21 protein-coding genes are annotated in these 19,893 nt (G+C 40.1%); 19 read left to right on the forward strand and 2 right to left on the reverse strand.

What is annotated here, in order from left to right:
• Positions 1-122 precede the first annotated feature (122 nt).
• From AC59HZ_RS15945 to AC59HZ_RS16020, 16 genes are all read left to right on the forward strand, one after another.
• Entirely contained in the window at positions 123-1,589 is a 1,467-nt protein-coding gene (locus AC59HZ_RS15945; protein WP_496546783.1) for a CoA-acylating methylmalonate-semialdehyde dehydrogenase, read from the forward strand.
• A gap of 40 nt (positions 1,590-1,629) precedes the next feature.
• Positions 1,630-2,985, forward strand: a complete 1,356-nt coding sequence (locus AC59HZ_RS15950; RefSeq protein ID WP_496546784.1) for an aspartate aminotransferase family protein — start codon at positions 1,630-1,632, stop codon at positions 2,983-2,985.
• Positions 2,986-3,315: 330 nt separating this feature from the next.
• Positions 3,316-4,278 carry a DNA-binding transcriptional repressor DeoR gene (gene deoR, locus AC59HZ_RS15955; RefSeq protein ID WP_496546785.1) on the forward strand — a complete coding sequence of 321 codons (963 nt, stop codon included), beginning with the start codon at positions 3,316-3,318 and terminating at the stop codon, positions 4,276-4,278.
• Positions 4,271-4,930: a phosphate propanoyltransferase gene (pduL, locus tag AC59HZ_RS15960; RefSeq protein WP_496546786.1), complete on the forward strand. Its 660-nt coding sequence runs from the start codon at positions 4,271-4,273 to the stop codon at positions 4,928-4,930. Before deoR ends, pduL begins: the two co-directional genes overlap by 8 nt.
• Before the next feature lie 5 nt (positions 4,931-4,935).
• Complete coding sequence (locus AC59HZ_RS15965; RefSeq protein WP_496546787.1) at positions 4,936-5,676, forward strand: hypothetical protein; 741 nt, start codon at positions 4,936-4,938, stop codon at positions 5,674-5,676.
• Between the two features lie 14 nt (positions 5,677-5,690).
• Positions 5,691-5,990 carry a EutN/CcmL family microcompartment protein gene (locus tag AC59HZ_RS15970; RefSeq protein WP_496546788.1) on the forward strand — a complete coding sequence of 100 codons (300 nt, stop codon included), beginning with the start codon at positions 5,691-5,693 and terminating at the stop codon, positions 5,988-5,990.
• Positions 5,991-5,992: 2 nt separating this feature from the next.
• Positions 5,993-7,420 carry an aldehyde dehydrogenase family protein gene (locus AC59HZ_RS15975; protein WP_496546789.1) on the forward strand — a complete coding sequence of 476 codons (1,428 nt, stop codon included), beginning with the start codon at positions 5,993-5,995 and terminating at the stop codon, positions 7,418-7,420.
• A 112-nt stretch (positions 7,421-7,532) separates the two neighbouring features.
• Complete coding sequence (locus AC59HZ_RS15980; RefSeq protein WP_223590918.1) at positions 7,533-7,811, forward strand: BMC domain-containing protein; 279 nt, start codon at positions 7,533-7,535, stop codon at positions 7,809-7,811.
• Between the two features lie 11 nt (positions 7,812-7,822).
• Entirely contained in the window at positions 7,823-8,659 is an 837-nt protein-coding gene (tpiA, locus tag AC59HZ_RS15985) for a triose-phosphate isomerase (protein ID WP_496546790.1), read from the forward strand.
• Positions 8,659-9,114, forward strand: a complete 456-nt coding sequence (locus tag AC59HZ_RS15990) for an RpiB/LacA/LacB family sugar-phosphate isomerase (RefSeq protein ID WP_496546791.1) — start codon at positions 8,659-8,661, stop codon at positions 9,112-9,114. The genes tpiA and AC59HZ_RS15990 overlap by 1 nt, the downstream gene beginning before the upstream one ends.
• Before the next feature lie 14 nt (positions 9,115-9,128).
• Complete coding sequence (locus AC59HZ_RS15995; RefSeq protein ID WP_496546792.1) at positions 9,129-9,416, forward strand: EutN/CcmL family microcompartment protein; 288 nt, start codon at positions 9,129-9,131, stop codon at positions 9,414-9,416.
• A complete protein-coding gene (locus AC59HZ_RS16000) occupies positions 9,417-9,692 on the forward strand; it encodes a BMC domain-containing protein (RefSeq protein ID WP_223590451.1) in 276 nt (91 codons plus the stop codon). It begins immediately after the preceding gene.
• Complete coding sequence (locus AC59HZ_RS16005) at positions 9,692-9,955, forward strand: EutN/CcmL family microcompartment protein (RefSeq protein ID WP_496546793.1); 264 nt, start codon at positions 9,692-9,694, stop codon at positions 9,953-9,955. Before AC59HZ_RS16000 ends, AC59HZ_RS16005 begins: the two co-directional genes overlap by 1 nt.
• Before the next feature lie 174 nt (positions 9,956-10,129).
• A complete protein-coding gene (gene deoC / locus AC59HZ_RS16010; RefSeq protein ID WP_496547059.1) occupies positions 10,130-10,777 on the forward strand; it encodes a deoxyribose-phosphate aldolase in 648 nt (215 codons plus the stop codon).
• A 162-nt stretch (positions 10,778-10,939) separates the two neighbouring features.
• Complete coding sequence (locus AC59HZ_RS16015) at positions 10,940-11,140, forward strand: helix-turn-helix domain-containing protein (RefSeq protein WP_496546794.1); 201 nt, start codon at positions 10,940-10,942, stop codon at positions 11,138-11,140.
• A 102-nt stretch (positions 11,141-11,242) separates the two neighbouring features.
• Positions 11,243-13,486 (forward strand): AAA domain-containing protein, encoded by a 2,244-nt coding sequence (locus tag AC59HZ_RS16020; protein WP_496546795.1) that lies wholly within the window; start codon positions 11,243-11,245, stop codon positions 13,484-13,486.
• A 42-nt stretch (positions 13,487-13,528) separates the two neighbouring features.
• Here the strand turns inward: AC59HZ_RS16020 and AC59HZ_RS16025 are convergent, their stop codons facing one another.
• Positions 13,529-14,155, reverse strand: coding sequence for a hypothetical protein (locus tag AC59HZ_RS16025; protein WP_496546796.1), 627 nt, complete (start codon positions 14,153-14,155; stop codon positions 13,529-13,531).
• 101 nt (positions 14,156-14,256) lie between these two features.
• Positions 14,257-16,113, reverse strand: coding sequence for a helix-turn-helix domain-containing protein (locus tag AC59HZ_RS16030; RefSeq protein WP_496546797.1), 1,857 nt, complete (start codon positions 16,111-16,113; stop codon positions 14,257-14,259).
• 377 nt (positions 16,114-16,490) lie between these two features.
• On the opposite strand from AC59HZ_RS16030, the gene AC59HZ_RS16035 reads away from it, so the two are divergent.
• Genes AC59HZ_RS16035 through AC59HZ_RS16045 form a run of 3 tightly spaced genes read left to right on the forward strand, consistent with a single transcriptional unit; the run spans position 16,491 to position 19,879 of the window.
• Positions 16,491-16,703 carry an acetyl-CoA carboxylase biotin carboxyl carrier protein subunit gene (locus tag AC59HZ_RS16035; RefSeq protein ID WP_496546798.1) on the forward strand — a complete coding sequence of 71 codons (213 nt, stop codon included), beginning with the start codon at positions 16,491-16,493 and terminating at the stop codon, positions 16,701-16,703.
• Positions 16,690-18,333 carry an AMP-binding protein gene (locus AC59HZ_RS16040; RefSeq protein ID WP_496546799.1) on the forward strand — a complete coding sequence of 548 codons (1,644 nt, stop codon included), beginning with the start codon at positions 16,690-16,692 and terminating at the stop codon, positions 18,331-18,333. Before AC59HZ_RS16035 ends, AC59HZ_RS16040 begins: the two co-directional genes overlap by 14 nt.
• A complete protein-coding gene (locus AC59HZ_RS16045) occupies positions 18,320-19,879 on the forward strand; it encodes an ABC transporter substrate-binding protein (protein WP_496546800.1) in 1,560 nt (519 codons plus the stop codon). The genes AC59HZ_RS16040 and AC59HZ_RS16045 overlap by 14 nt, the downstream gene beginning before the upstream one ends.
• Positions 19,880-19,893 lie beyond the last annotated feature (14 nt).

Raw genomic sequence — 19,893 nt, forward strand, 5'->3', positions numbered from 1 at the left:
AAGAATGTTCAATTTGTCGAAGAAATCTTTGCAGACATTTTACAGTATGTCTAATGAAAGCCATTCATACATGCGAGATAATGATAGTAATTCCAATTGTTAATTAATAAGGAGGAAAAGAGATGAGCGTAACAAAAAAGGACACTGCTATTTTAAACAATTATATTAACGGGGCATGGGTTAGCTCAAATAGTACGCAAGCTTTGGATGTGCCCAACCCAGCAACGAATGAGATCTTGACAAAGGTCCCTGTTTCTACAAAAGAGGATGTTGATCTAGCGGTTGCAGCTGCGAAAGAAGCCTTTAAGAAGTGGAAGAATGTTCCTGTTCCAAAGCGTGCAAGGATTCTTTTTAAATACCACTATCTCTTAACAGAAAACCATGAAGAATTAGCAAGATTAATCGTTTTGGAAAATGGAAAGGCTTACAAGGAAGCATATGGGGAAGTTCAACGCGGCATTGAGTGCGTTGAATTCGCTGCTGGTGCTCCTACCCTGATTATGGGTGAAACGCTGTCAGGCATTGCTGAGGATATCGATTCCGAAATGTTCCGTTACCCACTAGGAGTAGTCGGCGGGATTACACCATTTAACTTTCCAATGATGGTTCCTTTATGGATGTTCCCATTAGCTGTAGCCTGCGGAAACACATTTGTGTTGAAGCCTTCAGAGAGGACTCCAATTTTAGCTAATAGATTAGCAGAATTATTTACTGAAGCTGGTGCACCTCAAGGAGTATTAAACGTCGTCCATGGTGCCCATGATGTCGTAAATGGCCTGCTGGAGCATAAAGATATTGCTGCCATTTCCTTTGTCGGTTCCCAGCCGGTTGCCAAATATGTTTATGAGCGTGCTGCCGCAGCAGGCAAACGGGTGCAAGCCCTTTCCGGAGCAAAAAATCATCATATTGTCATGCCGGATGCCGATATGAATAAGGCGGTTCAGCATATCATCAGCTCGACCTTCGGAAGTGCCGGCCAGCGTTGTATGGCTTGTAGTGCCGTTGTCGTGGTCGGTGATAATGAACCATTTGTAACAGCATTAAAGAAACAGGCGGATGAATTAATTATTGGTAATGGAATGGACGAAGAAGTGTTACTAACCCCGGTCATCCGTAAGGAACATCGCGATAAAGTTCTTGGATACATTGAAAAAGGCCTAGAGGAAGGCGCAGACTTAATCAGAGATGGGCGCAAAGAAATGGATGAACTTACTGAAGGAAATTTCTTAGGTCCAACGATTTTCGATCATGTTACACCGGAAATGACGATTGCGAGAGAGGAAATTTTTGCTCCAGTGCTTAGTCTGCTTCGTGCCGCTGATTTGGATGAAGGATTGGAATATATCCGTAGATCTAGATTTGGCAATGGTGCCACCATTTATTCAAACAATGCAAAGGCTATTCGACAGTTCCGTGAAGAAGCAGACGCAGGAATGCTCGGCATCAACATAGGTGTCCCAGCCACAATGGCGTTTTTCCCATTCTCCGGCTGGAAGGATTCCTTCTACGGTGATATGCATGTTAATGGTAAAGACGGCGTAAATTTCTACACCCGTAAGAAAATGATTACATCTCGTTTTGACGCATAAATGGTGTCAGGCCATTATATAAAGGGAGGGAAATTTTGATATGGTTCAGACAAGACGTCCCCAAGATACATTTAAAGAGCAGGATGATAAATATGTTTGGCATTCAATGAAGCCATATAATCCCAACGCTACGGTTATTGCGGAAAAGGCTGAGGGGTCATGGGTAACAGATGTGGATGGCAAGCGCTATTTAGATGCAATGGCTGGATTATGGTGTGTGAATGTTGGATATGGAAGAACGGAGCTGGCCGAAGCAGCGTATGAGCAATTAAAAGAGATGGCTTATTTTCCGCTATCACAAAGTCATGTTCCTGCTATTAAACTAGCAGAAAAATTAAACGAATTGCTCGGAGATGAATACGTCATCTTTTTCTCAAACAGCGGTTCAGAAGCGAATGAAACAGCCTTTAAAATTGTTCGTCAATTCCATCAGCAAAAGGGAGAGCATAACCGCTATAAAATTGTTTCACGCTACCGTGCCTACCATGGCAATTCAATGGGAGCATTAGCTGCAACCGGACAGGCGCAGCGAAAATATAAATATGAGCCGCTTGCCCCGGGTTTTATCCATGTATCACCTCCGGATTCCTATCGTGATGACACAAATGTGACGGATCCAAAGGAATTGGCTTCCGTTAAAGAAATTGACCGTACGATGACTTGGGAGCTAAGTGAAACCATTGCGGCCATGATCATGGAACCAATCATTACCGGCGGAGGAGTACTTATTCCCCCAGATGGGTATATGAAGGCAGCAAAAGAGGTTTGTGAAAAACATGGAGCCCTCTTAATTGTCGATGAAGTGATTTGTGGCTTCGGCCGTACAGGTAAACCTTTTGGCTTCATGAATTATGGAGTAAAGCCGGATATCATTACCATGGCAAAGGGGATTACAAGTGCCTATCTGCCATTATCTGCGACAGCGGTTCGCAAGGACATTTACGAAGCGTTTAAAGGTACCGAAGAATATGATTATTTCCGTCACGTGAACACTTTTGGAGGAAATCCTGCAGCTTGTGCCTTGGCATTAAAAAACCTTGAAATCATGGAAAAGGAAAATCTGTTTGATCGTTCGAGAGATTTAGGTGAACAGGTTCTAAATGATTTAACAACTCTTTTACAAGACCATCCATATGTAGGAAATGTCCGTGGAAAGGGCCTATTAATCGGGATTGAGCTTGTAAATGATAAAAACACAAAAGAACCTTTAGATCCAGCTCTTGTCAATCAAGTGATTGCAAGCTGTAAGGAAAAAGGCATTATCATTGGAAAAAATGGAGCTACGGTTGCAGGGTACAATAATGTTCTCACCTTGGCACCGCCGTTAAATATTGAACAAAAGGATTTGAACTTTTTAATTAAGACGCTAACAGAATCTCTAAATAAAATACTCTAGTAAAAGCGTAAAAGAGCATTTGTCATTACATTTTGTAAATGATAAATGCTCTTTTTTTCATGTTAATAAAGTTCATAAAATCGACAAAATTCCAAATTCCGCTTTAATTCTGAGAAATAGTTGAAAAAATGTCGAAATCTCTCGATAGAGTAATTGACAGATAGATTTGAAAGGTTATAATAAACTTAACAAACGTTCATTGAATATTTACATAATTTCATTCCAAAGAAGAAAAGGTAGAAAATTTTTTTACAAATGTTTGTAACCGTTTTCTTTTTTTAAAAAAAGAAGATTGCAATATTCATAATTTATTAAATAGGAGACTTGATTATGGCGGATGAAAAAATTTCGCGCCTTGTTGAAGTGGCGAAAATGTACTATCAATTAGACTACAGCCAACAAGAAATCGCGAAAAAGTTAGGTATTTCCCGCCCCACCGTTTCAAGACTTCTTTTGCAAGCTGTTCAAGAAGGTGTTGTCCATATCAAAATATGCGATCCTGCAGAAGATGTCCAAGAGCTCGCAATGCAGGTAAAGGATAAATTCCAATTAAAGCATTGCATTGTCGCCTCAATACCTGAATATGAGGATGAACTAATAAAAGAGAAACTTGGAGAAGTTTCTGCCGACTACTTGCATAAAATTGTACAAAGTGGCGATACCATCGGAATAACTTGGGGAACAACCCTTTATCAACTCGTGAAAAAACTTCAGCCTAAGAATGTAAAAGATGTTACGATAGTCCAGCTTAATGGTGGGGTGAGTTACTCAGAATCAAATACGTATGCATCAGAAATCGTTAATGGTCTCGCGAGTGCCTTCCATACGACACCGCATTTCCTTCCTGTTCCTGCGGTAGTTGATCATATTGTTGTCAAGCAAGCAATTGTTGCGGATCGGCATGTGAAAAAAATTATGGAATTAGGCCAAAAGGCCAATATTGCCATTTTTACGGTAGGGGAGCCAGGTGAGCAATCCACACTGATGCATGCAGGGTACTTTTTAGACAATGACATTGAAATTTTACGGAAGAATCAAACCGTTGGTGATATTTGCTCTCGATTTATCGATATCGAAGGGAGAATAAGCCACGAGACTTTAAATGACCGTACCATTGGGATTGAACTTTCCCATTTATCTGAAAAGGAATACGGCATCCTTATTGCGGGTGGAAATACAAAAGTGGACGGTATATATGGTGCCCTTAACGGCCGGCACGCCAATGTCCTTATTACCGATCAGTACACTGCAAAAGCCTTACTCGAAATGAGGGGTGATAACATAAATGGATAAAGAGAAAATTAGGGAACTAGTCAAAGAAATTGTCAAAAATACCCTTCAAAATGTAAAGCAGGTACCGATTGCAGCATCAAACCGTCATATCCATCTATCACCTGAACATGTGGAAAGATTGTTCGGGAGGGGTTACCAGTTAAATAAGCTAAAGGATTTATCTCAGCCGAACCAATTTGCTGCGAAGGAAACCGTTACACTGATTGGTCAAAAAGGGAAAATTCCTAATGTCCGTGTTCTCGGCCCTGCCCGAGGTAATACCCAAGTAGAAGTTTCGTTATTCGACGGTTTTACCCTAGGAGTCAAACCGCCGGTTCGTAATTCTGGCGATATCAAAGGTTCAGAATCTATTACCATTCAAGGACCAAGAGGTCAAATTACGATTAATGAAGGATTGATTTGTGCGGCGCGCCATATTCATATGCATACTAGTGATGGTGAGGCCTTTGATGTGGCAGATGGAGATGTGGTACAAGTAAAGGTCGAAGGTCCTCGAGGAGTTACTTTTTCAAATGTGCTTATCCGGGTTTCACCTAAATACAAACTTGAAATGCATATCGATTTGGATGAAGCGAATGCGGCAAACATAAAAAATGGACAAATAGGTGAAATTGTAGCCGTTGAAAGTCGAAATCAAGTGAGCGGAGGCTGAAACTGGTGGATGTCAAAACGAAGGTGAAAATGCTGGTCCAGCAGGTTGTCGAAGCTTACTTAAAGGAACAGCTGCAAGTAAAAGAAAAAGAAATAGAAAAACAATCGATTGCTATTCTTTTAGGCTATCAATCTCAAAATCCATCAGTGGTTTTGGAAGCGATTTCTCAACTAATCGATTCCTACGAGGTTACATTAATTTTATCAAAAGATTGGCTGCCTTCGCGCATTGCGTTAAGTGGAAAGCCATATGTTTTGTTAGATGAGACCTCATTGGAGGAATTAAATAGAATTGTAGAGAAATGCAGTACTCTGGTTGTTCCGGTAGCATCCTATCGTTTATTATCAAAGCTTGCTTTAACAATTGATGATGAATTAGCCGTATGGCTCGCTCTCCAATATCAATTGCTTGGTAAGCCCATTGTAATAGCCAAGGATTATATTGAGCCAAATGTTTACCAGCAAATCCACGCGCCCCATTCTGTTCAGGAACGCTTGCAGTCCTACATAAGACAAATTCAAGCGGATCAGGTGAAATGGGTACCGCTAAGTAAACTTGTGCAAACGGTTTATGCCCAGCAGACGGCATTCAAGGAAAAGCAATCTCTTATTCTCGCAAAACATGTGGAAAAAGCGTTTCAGGATGGACTAAAGGAAATCGTTGTTCCTGACAAGAGCAGGGTGACACCTTCTGCGAAGGACTTAGCGAAGGACCTTAAAATTCAAATTACAAAAACTTCTCCTTGAAAGGAGGGACGTACGTGATCATTTGTAAAGTGGTTGGTTCCATTGTTTCAACCACCAAAGCAGAAAAGCTAAGAGGGAAAAAGCTCCTCATTGTTCAGCCTCTGGATATGAAAACGATTGAGGAAGACGGTAAACCCTTAGTGGCGATAGATACTGTAGGTTCTGGTGTTGGTGAAGTAGTCTTACTTGTCAGCGGAAGCTCGGCCAGGCAAACAGAAATTACAAACGGTGTTCCTGTTGACGCGGCAATTGTAGGAATTGTCGATCAAATAGAAATTCAAGGATCCTTAACCTTTAACAAAGGAGAGAGCTAATTTTGCAAATTAACGAAACCGATATCAAAAAAATGGTTGAACAAGTGCTGCAGCAATTAGGCCAAAATCAGCCAGAGAGCAGCCCGGTTTCTTCATTACCAGAAGTCAGCTTTGGCGATGGCGTGTTTACCACCGTTGACGAAGCGGCTGCAGCAGCAAGACTTTCATGGGAAAAGCTTCGCAAGCTTCCAGTTGCTGTACGAAGACAAATGATCGAGAACATGCGCGAAGTAAGCCGGAAGCATGTCAATGAGCTGGCTAAGCTTGCTGTTGAAGAGACGGGTCTAGGAAGAGTGGAAGATAAGGTTGCAAAAATTTTACTAGCCACGAACAAAACACCTGGCGTGGAAGACTTAGTTAGTACATCTTATTCTGGTGATGATGGGTTAACGCTAGTGGAATATGCACCAATTGGTGTATTTGGTTCGATTACTCCATCCACAAACCCGGCTGCAACGATCATCAATAACTCGATTTCTCTTCTTGCAGCAGGGAATACGGTTGTTTACAACCCGCATCCAAGTGCAAAACGAGTTTCGATTAAAACCATGCAGCTGCTTAACGAAGCCATTGTGGCTGCAGGCGGGCCTGAAAATACTTTGACCTCTGTCGCAGCTCCAAATCTGGAAACGTCGGCACAGGTCATGAACCATCCACAGGTAAATGCACTTGTTGTGACAGGCGGTGGTCCTGTCGTAAAGGCAGCAATGGCTGTAGGCAAAAAGGTAATTGCAGCCGGTCCTGGAAATCCGCCAGTTGTCGTCGATGAAACAGCGATTATTTCAAAGGCCGCTGCAGATATTGTCAAGGGAGCAAGCTTTGATAACAATGTTTTATGTACCGCTGAAAAAGAGGTCTTTGTTGTTGAAAAAGTGGCAAATGCCCTTAAATCTGAAATGGTGAAAAATGGCGCGATTGAGCTTAAAGGCTTTCAATTTGAAAAGCTGCTTGAAAAAGTGCTTGTAAAGAAAAACGATAAGTATTATCCAAACCGTGATTTCATCGGGAAGGATGCCCACTTTATCCTACAAGCTTCTGGCATTCAGGCAAGCCCTGATGTGAGATTGATTATTGCGGAAACAAACAAGGATCACCCATTGGTGATGACTGAAATGTTAATGCCGATTTTACCAATTGTCAGAGTCACTGATGTTGATAAAGCCATTGAATTAGCGGTAATCGCTGAAAAGGGCAACCGTCACACAGCGATTATGCATTCACAAAACATTACCAACTTGACAAAAATGGCGCAGGAAATTCAAGCAACTATTTTTGTTAAAAATGGCCCTTCCGTTTCGGGATTAGGCTTTGAAAGTGAAGGCTTCACGACACTGACAATTGCAGGTCCAACCGGAGAAGGGTTAACCAGCGCAAAAACATTTACACGCCAGCGCCGCTGCGTTTTAGTAGATGGATTTAGAATTATCTAGTGGGGTGTGTTAATTGGCAAAATCTAAAGATGAAAAAACCGTCACTTCACAATCAGAAAAAACAAAAAAGCAAATAAAACAAAAATTAGAGGTTCCTAAAGGAGGAAATATCATGGGTCAAGAAGCATTAGGAATGATTGAAACAAAAGGTTTGGTAGGTGCAATCGAAGCGGCAGATGCAATGGTTAAAGCAGCAAATGTTACATTAGTAGGCAGAGAATTAGTGGGTGCAGGTATTGTAACTGTAATGGTTCGCGGAGATGTAGGCGCAGTTAAAGCGGCAACAGAAGCTGGTGCAGAAGCAGCTCAACGCGTTGGAACCCTTCTTTCAGTACACGTTATTCCACGTCCAAACGGCGATGTTGAAGGTATTCTGCCAAAAAGTGAATAAGGGGAAGCGAAATGGAACAATCCATTGAAAGCTTTATCAAAAATCTCGTAAGGGACACAATTGTTCACACACTCGGCGAGCTGCAAATCCAAAGTGACCGGCAGACCTATGTCATTGCGAATTGGAAAATGAACAATACACTTAGTACGACTGCAGAGTTTTTTCAAAAAATAAACAGCAGCAAGGACGTTTCAGTGGTGGTCTGTCCGCCATCCCAGCTGCTTTATCCCGCTCATCTTTTCATTAAACAATCTGGAAAGCCGATTCATCTCGGTGGACAAAATGCCCATTGGGCTGAAAAAGGTGCCTACACTGGTGAATCATCCACAAATATGTTGAAGGATGTTGGCTGTGAATATGTGATAATCGGCCACTCCGAAAGAAGACAATTTGCAGGTGAAGATGATGATTTAGTGAATTTAAAAGTGAAACAGACAATCAAAGACGGACTCATCCCGATTATCTGCATAGGAGAAACGCTGGGTCAGAAAAATTCGATGCAAACAGAACACATATTATCGACCCAACTGGTTGGTGCACTAAAGGAAATTGATTCCAGTAATTTGATTATAGCCTATGAACCGGTATGGGCCATTGGAACAGGGCAGTCAGCAACAGCTGAATTAGCTCAACAAACTCATGCTTATATCCGTTCTGTTTTAAAACAAATCCTGGGTGAAAAAGCAGACCAAATCTCGATTTTATACGGTGGTTCTGTTAATGAAAGCAATGCTGCCGAATACAGTGCGATGCCGGATATTGATGGTGTCCTAGTCGGGGGCGCAAGCTTAAACCCCCAGTCTTTTGATGGAATTATCAATGTATTTGCCAAAGGAGAACAAAGGTAATGAAAAAAGTTGCGATTGGCAGTGACCATGGTGGATACGAACTGAAAGAAAAGTTAAAAGCCTATTTAACGGAATTAGGCTATGAATATCTTGATTTTGGCTGTAAGGCTAACGAATCAGTAGATTATCCCGATATCGCTTTTTTAGTGGGCGAAACAGTTGCCACAAATGATGACTACGTTGGCATCATGATTGATGGTGTCGGCGTCGGCAGCGGAATGGTTTTAAATAAAATACCTGGAGTTCGCGGTGCGGTGTGTTGGGATTTGTCCTCAGTCATCAACAGCAAAGAGCATAATAACGCCAACGTGTTGTCGATCGGCGGGCAGTTTATAGGAGAAGGTCTTGCCAAGCAATTAGTGAAAACCTGGCTGCAAACTGATTTTGCCGGCGGACGTCATGATCGACGCGTTACAAAAATTATGGAAATTGAAAGTCGGTTTTTACACAGATAAAGGCAGGTTAAACTATGTTCGTAGCCAAAGTAATTGGAAAAATGGTTTGTACTCATAAAAATGATAATTTAAGAGGTTTAAAGCTTCTGATTGTCCAACCGGTTGATGACCAGTTGAAGGATAAAGGCAAACCACTTGTGGCTATTGATACGATTGGACAGTCAGGCGAAGGAGATCTTGTTTATCTTGCAAAAAGCCGAGAGTCTTCCTTACCGCTTAACAAAGATTTAGTTCCATCAGATGCCGGGATTTTAGGAATCATTGATTACTATAACGTGACGAAACGAATGGAGGAAATATAAATGAGCAACGCATTAGGAATGATCGAAACTAAAGGTTTAGTAGGGGCAATTGAAGCAGCAGACGCAATGACAAAAGCAGCAAACGTAACTTTGCTAGGAAAGGTTAATGTTGGCGGCGGCTTAGTTTGTGTAATGGTTCGCGGTGATGTTGGCGCAGTTAAAGCAGCAACAGAAGCAGGTGCAGATGCTGCACAGCGTGTAGGCGAATTCTTATCTGTACATGTTATCCCAAGACCACATTCAGATATCGAAAAAATTCTTCCAGTTGTAAAATAATGAAATTAGCAAAGGTCGTTGGCAATGTCGTTTCAACGATAAAGACACCCAGCCATCAAAACAAAAAACTAATGGTTGTCATCCCGGTTGATGCTTCGGGAAAAGAAAACGGCGAACCGATCATCGCATTTGATCGGTTCCACGCCGGGGTTGGCGATTATGTACTTTTACTTGAGGAAGGTGGTTCGGCACGCGACATTTTAGAAGATCCAAAGGGCTCTTTTGATGCCGTCATTGCCGGAATCGTTGATCGATTAGAATAACGTGAGGTGAGCAAGATGCAAATCGAAGCATTAGTGGAACAAATTACTAATCAAATTATGCAGCAATTAACCAATAAACAAGAGTTAAAGGAAACTAAACCAGCTGTTTCCGGAAACGTAACCTATAAAGAAGGTTCTGCTTCTACCATTATTACTGGTCCATCTGTTGCTAGAATGATCGACCATACATTATTAAAGCCAGAAGCGTCAAAGGACCAAATTGTAAAGCTTTGTGAGGAAGCGAAGGAACATAAATTTGCAACTGTTTGTGTGAATCCGTATTGGGTGCAGACTGCGGCAAATGAACTTAAAGGCTCAGGTGTCGGTGTTACCACAGTTGTCGGCTTCCCATTAGGAGCAACCAGCACGTTTGTTAAAATCGCCGAAACACGGGATGCGATTGCTAACGGAGCTACTGAAATCGACATGGTGATTAATATTGGAGCACTAAAATCAGGTGATTTCGAAACCGTTAAAAAAGACATTGAAGGTGTGGTATTAGCGGCTAAAGGTAATGCTCCAGTTAAGGTTATTATTGAAACCGGATTTCTTGAAATTGAAGAGAAGAAAAAGGCTTGCATTTTAGCGAAAATGGCTGGTGCAGATTTTGTTAAAACATCAACTGGTTTTGGACCAGGCTGTGCTACAGCAGAAGATATCAAATTAATGCGCGAGGCAGTTGGTCCAGATATGGGCGTTAAAGCATCAGCATGTGTTAGAGATTTAGATACTGCTAGAAAACTTATTCAAGCTGGCGCGACTAGAATCGGTGCTAGTTCAAGTATTGCAATTATTACTGGTGGACAAGGAACCGGATATTAACATGATCGATGGAAGGTTTGAGTTTTTCATATAGGTTTTCACTCTATATGAAAAACTCATTTTTCTTATACTCCTAATCTAAAAGTATTGAATATTTTTAGATATTTTACTATAATGATATTAACAAAATGTAATCGCTTACATAATAGAGGAGTGTTTCTAATGAACAATATTGGACATCAATTAAAGAAAATTAGATTAAATCGTGAAATTGAAATAGAAAGACTTGCCCTATTATCAGGCCTAAATGCCGAAACCATCGCTGCTATTGAGGAAGGCGATCTGGATGTACAGATTTCCACCTTAGCAAAAATTTCAAATGTATTAAATTGCACATTCTCAATTGGTGATGTGTCTATCTAATAAAATTGGAATACCAATAGATAACATGTTATAGTTATTCCATTAGCAAAAAGTTCAATCTTTAAATGGTTGAGCTTTTTTTATTTTAGAAGGAAGAGAATTATGACATCTACATTAGCCTATATCAAAGAATGGCAGCAGGCATTGCAAAATGAAATAAACTATTTAAAAAAATACGGCAGTACTAAATACCTCATTACAAATGGAAGGCTGCTCTCTACCGAAGGTTCGTATACCTATTATTTTGATACATCTAGTAATTTACGGATTCCAGTGGGGACAGCGATTAAACTAGTATGGGGCAGTATGAAGCAATCAGGACGTGTCCTGTCATCAGAGGGAAAAGGGGTCATGCTATCCTTAGAAAAATCATTCGGAGATTTATTAGATGAGTCCTATCTAATTCATGACCCATGGGAATTGCTCGAACAGCTAATTCAACGCCTGGATGAAATGAAGAAAAGTAAGGAGAAACGTCGCCGGATTAAGACGTTAATGGATCCCTCGATGCCGGCCAAACACCCGCAGGAAAAAATTAAAAGTAATGTCCATGAGTTATTATTACGCTCAAAATATAATCCAGTCACTTTTGTTTGGGGGCCGCCTGGAACAGGTAAAACGTATACACTTGCTCGAGTGGCCGCAAATAAATATTTCCAGGAAAAGCGAGTGCTCATATTATCACATAGCAACCAAGCAGTCGATGTACTGATAGGTGAGATTTCAAGCTTTGTTACTAAGAAAAATCGATTTAATGAAGGGGACATCCTTCGGTATGGGTTTTTAACCGGGGAACAGCTTGCCAATCATGATACGGTTACATCTAGTCAACTGCTTGAGAAACAAGACCCAGAGCTTGCAGCAGATAAAAAACTTTTAGTTGAGGAAAGACGGAAGCTTAAACAAGATCTAGCACGTTCTTTTAGTAAAAGAGACACCCATTCATTGCTGGAGCTGGAGACCAAGATTGCGAAGGTCCTTGAGAAAATTCGCCAAAAGGAGATTGAGTTTGTCAAGAATTCTTTTATTGTAGGAACGACACTTGCTAAAGCAGCGAGTGACCCCGCGATATATGAAAAAGATTTTGACGTAATCATTCTCGATGAGGCAAGCATGGCATATGTTCCTCAAGCCGGATTTGCATCATCATTAGGAAAAAGAGTCATCATTTGCGGTGATTTTAAGCAGCTGCCGTCAATTGCTGCTTCCAGAGATGCTTTAGTAACTAAATGGTTGAAGGAAGATATATTTCATCGGGCCGGAGTGGTTGATTGGGTTAAGGATGGCAAGTTGCACCCGCATTTATTTTTACTAAAAGAACAGAGAAGGATGCATCCGGACATTTCATCCTTTACCAATCAATACATTTATCATTCACTTGTGGGTGATCATGAAAGTGTTCAAAAGTCACGCAAGACAATAGTTGAAAATCAACCATTTCCTGGACGTGCTTCAATTTTAGTAGATTCAAGCTTTACTGGTGCACATTGCATCTCAGAAAAAAACTCCAATTCAAGGCTAAATCTCTGGCAGCTGCTGCTATCTTTTCAGGTTATTCATGAATCCTATTTAGGGGGAGCACATTCTATTGGTTATGTTACACCGTACCGGGCTCAAGCCAATTTGATGGAATTGTTATTAGAGGATTTATATGAAAAAGAACGCATAAACGCTGAAATTATTTCTGCAACCGTGCATCGATTTCAGGGCAGCGAGCGGGATGTGATGGTTTTCGATACAGTGGATGGTGAACCGCAGGAACGTGCTGGCATGCTGTTAACGGGCGTAGATAGTGAACGATTAATCAATGTTGCCATCACCAGGACGAAAGGAAAATTCATTCATGTCAGCAATCAAGCGTTTATAAAGAGTCATGTATATCATTCGAAAACATTACGACAGTTAGTCGAATATCAAGTGAGACATAATCAAGCAGTTAGAAATAGTGAAATTGGAACGTGGATCAGAAATCAGCATTCTAAGTTACACTGGATGCATGCTAGAAAACTTGAAAAAGTATTCCAGGATATTGATTCAGCCAGGTCTTCCATTGCGCTGTCACTACCAGCTGGCACCGAATTGTCGGAGGAATGGAAAATAAAATTGAAAAATAGAGATAAACGGACGTCATTGATTATTTTATCGGAGGAGGACTGGACGGATTTACTGCCAACTCAATTAATTCAAGAAATTATCCCATTTCCCTTTTTAATAATTGACAACCAGATTATTTGGCTTGGAATAATGATAGAGGGGATTAAGGCTATTAAGCCTCCATTTATTGCAGCTCGGCTAGAATCAGCGAAGATATCGGAGTACATTTTAAGTCAGTTCCATGGAAGGTAGAAATAGAAAAAAGCATCACCGATGCTTTTTTCTATTTCCCTGCTATCGAAATCTCCGATATCTGAATTTATCACGATCATTGCTGCTTTCGATTGATTCCTCTTTGCTTTCCTCATCATTTTCGATGGTGGTAAACTCTTCACTGCTCTCTATTTCATTTCTAACATCATTGCTGTTTACGGCAGGATCAATATTATTTTCTTCATTGCCATCTTCTACAGCAGTGTTGAGTACTTCGGTAATTTCCGCTTGAGCTTCCACATTAATTTCGATTGCTTCATCTGAGCTTTCCTCATCGTCCTCCCCTAATGGAGATTCTTGCTTTGTTCGTTGTATTTTTCCAAGTGCATCTTGCCTTAGATTTGCGATTCCGATTATTTCATCTAAAAGGGCTGCAAACCTATTGAAATCAACATTGTTTTCTCCACTATTTTGAATAACATTTATAAAATCCTCTTGAAAAATTTGATATTCTCTTTCGAATTGGTCACGGTCCATCTGCCTAAAGGTCACACCGTTAATGCGAATAAATTCAAAGATTAATTGGGTAATAGCTTGGTTTGCAGCCTGTGACTCAGGAGAGCTGCTTAGAAAATTGTTCAAATCGCGAAGGGTTTTATAATAACTTTTGAAATTTCGGTTAGCTTCTAAAAATTCCAGTTTATTCAAAGATGTATTCCTCCTTCATTTTTTTCCTTTTGTATTAAAGATATGCACGGAAGATTCATATAGAAGATAAAACTAAAGAAGGAGGATGACAGACAATTGTTTTATAAAAACGATTCACGCAAATGGCAGGCAAGCTGCACTTTTAAAAAATTCTCAGGTTGTTCAAGGGACATGCCTAATTGTTCTTCAATTTTTTTCAGCCTCAAATAAAGTGTGTTTACATGAATATGCAGCTTTTGAGCTGTCCTAGCTGACGAGCGATTTGTTTGTATATAAGTTATGAGCGTCTTTTCTAAATCATTATTATTACCTTTAATGGATTTCAAAGGCGTGAAAATTTCTTCAAGGAACCTTTCAATCTCTTCGGAAGACTGATTAATAAACAGGCGGTTTATCCCTATATCGGAAAAATGGATCATACCTGATTTTTGGCGTGAGATAAGATATGAGACGGCCTTATTCGCTTCATTGTGCGATTTGGCAACAGATTCAATTCCCTGGTAAACCGAACCAACTCCGACAAACAGGTGGATATGATCATTAAGTTCACTTTCTTTTAAAATAGTATCCAATTTTCTCATTACCGATCGTTTGTTTTCGGGGTTCGTAAGAGAGAATAGAATGGTAACTTTGTTATGATTACCAAATACGATTTTGTTATGATCTAATAGGACTTGTTTAATTCGTGATATGAATCGATGAACGATGCTATCTAGAATTTGAAGATCTTTAAAATTAGCAATCGTAATAATAACCGAGAACAGGTTTGATTTAAGATCCAAGCCAAGATTCATCGCTTTTTTGGTTAGCAAATCAGGGTTATCGTTTAATAATAAGTCATTATAAAATTCATGGGTCTTTTTATAATAGATATCTGCCAATGACTTCTTTTTGGCTAATTCCATTGCTAGCACAGATCGCCCTCTGTCAATGATGATATGTTCCAGCTGTGTTAATGGTCGATTAATAACAATAATCATACATCCGTTACAAACAGATCCAACTAAAATTGGGTAAATGTAAAATGCCTTTTCATCCTGATCGAAAAGTTCAACGTAAATAGGAACTTTTCGGTTGGATAGGAGTTTTGTTAGTTCATCCATCGAAAAAGGATGTTCTTTTTGCTTTGGAAAGTGTTCGCTTTCGATCATGTCCACAAATATTAATGACAAACCAAGCATTCGATTTAATTCTTGAGTGATCGTTTCAACTCCTCTATTTTGGACAGAGAGCTGTGAAAGTGTAGAATCGACTTCGTTTCGTTTGACTAGGACTTGATTCTTTCGTTTAATTTCCGTAAACAACCTTGCATTTTCCATCGCAATCGCAATTTGTGCAGCTAATCCTTGTAAAAGTTGAAAATCCCAATCAGTAAGATTCCGTTCGCGGTCATCTTGATGAATGCTTAAAACTCCAATAATTTCATCTCGAAATTTTATCGGAATAGTGACAGATACTTTTACCCTGTGATTGTGAAAAGCATGCATTAAATATTTGTAATTTTCGTCGGATGTTCCTTCCATCGCTTCATTAGCCTCACGAAATGAATAATAGATTCTTGGTTGTCCATCGAGAAATGTTTTGCCTGTTACGGATTCTCCAATTTTATATCGTACTTTTTCTATTTCTTTTTTCCATCCTCTATAAGCTTTACATACTAAACGGTCTAATGCCGGACTATACATCCAAAAAACGCAGGCTTCCGATCCCGGAATCACAGCGGCTACGTTATCTAAAATTTTCGCCAATAATTCATCAAGGTCTAGTGAAACCGTAATGTTTTGCACACCCTCGATCAGCTTTTCCAATTCTATTCCTTTTCTTTTCATCAAGAGATCAGTGTAAAAGGGATACATCAGGTGGTATAAAAGGTTAATATTATCCTTTTCTAATGGAGTAGTTGTTTCAGTATAGAGGATTGTAACCTTATAGTCTTGTGGATATTCCAGTGTTAACATTTGGGGGTTTTCCAAGCTGGACGGTTGAATCCCCATTTTGGTGGTTGAGGAAGGAAAAGCACAAATACCCTGTCTATCTGATAAGATCCATCGATGTTCTACAGGAGTATAAAACCAAATCTCATAACATGAAATTCCTAAATTTTGGATAAAAAAGGATCTGAGCTGTGCAGGATTTAACATAGATCTATCACCTCACTGTGAACTTCCATAGTTTATTAGAAGAAAAGCTATGTGAATCAACATTGTTTTCATTCTATCAATTCCATATACTTTCTGTAAATACAGAATTTTCAGAAATAGTTTCAGAATATTGTAAACGCTTACCTTGTGTAAAGAAAAATCATTTCATTAAATGTCGAGAGGGAGTGGGAAGGTTGGGACATATCTCATCCAATATGGCGGGAAATGTTTTCAAAGTTTTGGTAAAGACAGGTGATATTGTTGAGTCTGGAGATGATGTAATTATTCTTGAGTCAATGAAGATGGAGATTCCGATAACAGTTGAGTCAAAAGCAGTTATAAAGGATGTGAAAGTAAGAGAAGGAGAATTTGTTAATGAGGGGGATATCATAATTGAGTTGGAATAATGTTAACCAGCCGCTACATGAGTATCTTCGCCATTATGCACGAATCACACCAAATAAAGAAGCGGTCATCTTTTATGGAAAAACGATTACCTATCAGGAACTGGATGATTTATCAGATCGTTTCGCGATGTTTCTTCATTCCTGTGGAATTAAAAAGGGAGACAAAGTTGCGCTTTTTTTACCCAATTGTCCTCAATATATTATTTGTCATTTTGGAATTCAGAAAATTGGAGCAATTGTAGGTCCATGCAGTCCCATGTTTAAGGAATGGGAATTGGCCTATGAAGTGAATGATTTAGGAGCAAAAGCAATCGTCGCCTTGGATCAATTGTACCCCATTGTAGACCAGGTTCGAAATCATTCTCCGATAGAATTGGTTATTACTACGAGCTACATAGATTTTCTTCCAGAAATTCCACAGCCAGAGTTTCCAGAAAAAATACCCCCAAAGAAAAGCTTAGCGGATTGCATTGATTTAATACAGATTTTTCAATCAAAAATGGCAAACCCTCCAAAAATAGAGATTGATGTGGAAAATGATGTTTCCCTTATTGTCTATACGTCCGGATCGACTGGACAGCCGAAAGGGGCGATGCTGACTTATCGAAATGCATTATATAAATCTTATTGTGTTGCGCAAACAAGGAATACAACAGCACAGGATATATCATTATCCATTATGCCAATTTGCCATATTGCCGGCATGTTAGGCATGAACGTCGTTATTTTTACTGGTGGAACTCTGGTCTTACTTAATCGTTTTACTCCAGAAGCGGCAATGGAAGTTATCGAGCGGTACAAGGTCACAGTAGCTCAGACTGTTGTTCCTATGAATATAGCCATTATGAAGCATCCAGATGCCAATATGGTTGACTTTCGTTCACTTAGATTGAATGCATGCACCAGCTTTGGCATTCCTTTAACTGAGGAAATTTCGAATCAATGGAGGGAGCTGACAGGTGTAGGATTATTTGAATCAGCATACGGGCTAAGTGAAACCCATACGGCCGATACGCTGATGTCCGAAGGAGCTGTCAAATTTGGTACTACTGGCAAGCCTGTATTGGAAACAGAAATAAAAATCATGTCTATTGATGAACCGCGTAGGGAGGTTCCAATTGGGGAAGAGGGAGAGATTATTGTTAAAAATCCCGGTGTTTTTAAAGGATACTTGAATAAACCAGAAGCAACAGCCCAAACGCTTCGCAATGGATGGGTATATACAGGTGACATTGGCAAGTTGGATCATGAGGGATATTTATTTTTTCTCGGCCGTATTAAAGAAATGATCAAGTGTTCTGGATACAGTGTATTTCCTGAAGATGTTGAAATTATGCTGATGAACCATCCTGCCATCTCCCAAGCAGCTGTGATTGGTGTGCCAGATCCCGTTCGCGGCGAATCAGTAAAGGCTTTTGTAGTGATTAAACCGGAATTCCAAACCAGGATTACAGAAGAGGAGATTATCCGATGGAGCAAGGAAAAAATGGCTGCTTATAAATATCCCCGCTATGTTGAATTCAGGGAGAGCCTGCCAGTTACCGGGACTGGCAAATTGCTTCGTAGGCTGCTTGTAGATGAAGAAAAAGAGAAGGCAAATTATAAGGAGGTTGTCCATGAGAAAAATTAACAAAGTCTTATCCGTTGTCCTAATAGCCACATTATTGTTAGTGGCTGGCTGCACCAAAAACAGTTCTACCGCTGGTGAAAATTCAGCAGGCAAGGAAAGCCCAAAAAACAGCGAACCAAGGAAGGGAGGCAGCCTTGTTGTTGCTTATGACTCTGATGTGAGTAACTACGATCCCATCCTTGGCAATTCCGGGAACGATCATCCGCTGCTGTATCCAGTTTTTGACACATTAGTAAACTATAATGCGAATCTTGAACCTCAACCAGGCCTTGCGGAATCATGGGACACCTCGGATGATAAAACCATTATTCTACACTTAAGAAAAGGGGTAAACTTCCATGATGGAACCCCATTTAACGCTGATGCCGTTAAATTTAACCTTGACCGGGTAAGATCGAAAGAATCAAAAGTATCCGATTTATCTAATGTAGAATCTGTAGAGGTTGTCGATCCACAAACGGTGAAACTACATTTAAAACAGCCAGATTCCTCCATTATCCTTGCCCTATCTGATCGTTCAGGGATGATGGTTTCGCCTGCAGCAGTCCAAAAATTTGGTGCTGACTTCAGCCAAAACCCAGTGGGGACAGGCCCCTACAAGATGGTCAAATGGGTACGAAACGGAGAAATTCAATTTGAAGCGAATAAGGATTACTGGCAAAAAGGACTTCCATACCTTGATAAAATAACAGCTAAAATTATGCCTGATGAAAATACAAGATTAAATGCACTTAAATCAGGTCAGGTTCAATTCTATTGGAATGTATCACCTGACAATAGTCAAGTTTTAAAGAATGATAAGAATATAGTGTTAGATTCGAAAATGAAGGTAGCGTTCTATAATATTTATTTAAATACCAAAATGGCCCCATTTGATAAAAAGGAAGTCAGGCAGGCGCTTCAATATGCCATCGATCGTGATGCCCTTGTAAAAGCTTTAACCTTTGGGGAAGGCGAGTCGGCTAATCAAACATTTCCAAGTGATTACTGGGCAGCAAATCCTGATATGAAAATTAAATATGACCCTGAAAAATCAAAGGAATTATTGAAACAGGCAGGAGTTGAAAATGTCAAATTTGATATGTTCGCGCCAACAGCACCATTCTATCAAAGATTGGCGGAAGCCATAAAAGGGCAAGTCAAGGAGGCTGGCTTTACGATTAACATACAGCCAATGGAGCTCACAAAAGGAGTAGCTCTTTACTTTAATGAAAAGCAGTTGCCGGCAAATCTTACGGCATGGACAGGACGTCCCGACCCGCAACAAACAATCAGTTTATTCCTAGGCGGAAAAGGTTTCTACAATGTTGGCGGGGAGACAACACCTAAAAAAGAAGAATTGATTTCAAAGGCAGCAGCTTCGTATGATCAAAAAGAGCGAGCAAAGTTATATGGCGAAATAAATGAGATTGCAATGGGAGAAGAAGCGATGACGATTCCTATTATGTTTACCCCTTCTACTGCAGCCATGTCGCCAAAGGTTAAGGGCTTTGAAGGAACATTACTAGGGAAACCAAAGTTCTCCTACTTGTGGCTGGAACAATAATAAAGAGGATAGGA

Source organism: Neobacillus sp. DZ-9 (assembly GCF_059587065.1).

What these genes read in the sequence shown, in the direction of transcription:
- AC59HZ_RS16020 (WP_496546795.1), top strand. Translation starts at nt 11,243, where the DNA reads ATGACATCTACATTAGCCTATATCAAAGAATGGCAGCAGGCATTGCAA.
- AC59HZ_RS16005 (WP_496546793.1), top strand. Translation starts at nt 9,692, where the DNA reads ATGAAATTAGCAAAGGTCGTTGGCAATGTCGTTTCAACGATAAAGACA.
- AC59HZ_RS15980 (WP_223590918.1), top strand. Translation starts at nt 7,533, where the DNA reads ATGGGTCAAGAAGCATTAGGAATGATTGAAACAAAAGGTTTGGTAGGT.
- AC59HZ_RS16045 (WP_496546800.1), top strand. Translation starts at nt 18,320, where the DNA reads ATGAGAAAAATTAACAAAGTCTTATCCGTTGTCCTAATAGCCACATTA.
- deoR (WP_496546785.1), top strand. Translation starts at nt 3,316, where the DNA reads ATGGCGGATGAAAAAATTTCGCGCCTTGTTGAAGTGGCGAAAATGTAC.
- AC59HZ_RS15995 (WP_496546792.1), top strand. Translation starts at nt 9,129, where the DNA reads ATGTTCGTAGCCAAAGTAATTGGAAAAATGGTTTGTACTCATAAAAAT.
- AC59HZ_RS16030 (WP_496546797.1), bottom strand. Translation starts at nt 16,113, where the DNA reads ATGTTAACACTGGAATATCCACAAGACTATAAGGTTACAATCCTCTAT.
- AC59HZ_RS15950 (WP_496546784.1), top strand. Translation starts at nt 1,630, where the DNA reads ATGGTTCAGACAAGACGTCCCCAAGATACATTTAAAGAGCAGGATGAT.
- deoC (WP_496547059.1), top strand. Translation starts at nt 10,130, where the DNA reads ATGATCGACCATACATTATTAAAGCCAGAAGCGTCAAAGGACCAAATT.
- tpiA (WP_496546790.1), top strand. Translation starts at nt 7,823, where the DNA reads ATGGAACAATCCATTGAAAGCTTTATCAAAAATCTCGTAAGGGACACA.
- AC59HZ_RS16000 (WP_223590451.1), top strand. Translation starts at nt 9,417, where the DNA reads ATGAGCAACGCATTAGGAATGATCGAAACTAAAGGTTTAGTAGGGGCA.
- AC59HZ_RS16015 (WP_496546794.1), top strand. Translation starts at nt 10,940, where the DNA reads ATGAACAATATTGGACATCAATTAAAGAAAATTAGATTAAATCGTGAA.
- AC59HZ_RS15990 (WP_496546791.1), top strand. Translation starts at nt 8,659, where the DNA reads ATGAAAAAAGTTGCGATTGGCAGTGACCATGGTGGATACGAACTGAAA.
- AC59HZ_RS15945 (WP_496546783.1), top strand. Translation starts at nt 123, where the DNA reads ATGAGCGTAACAAAAAAGGACACTGCTATTTTAAACAATTATATTAAC.
- pduL (WP_496546786.1), top strand. Translation starts at nt 4,271, where the DNA reads ATGGATAAAGAGAAAATTAGGGAACTAGTCAAAGAAATTGTCAAAAAT.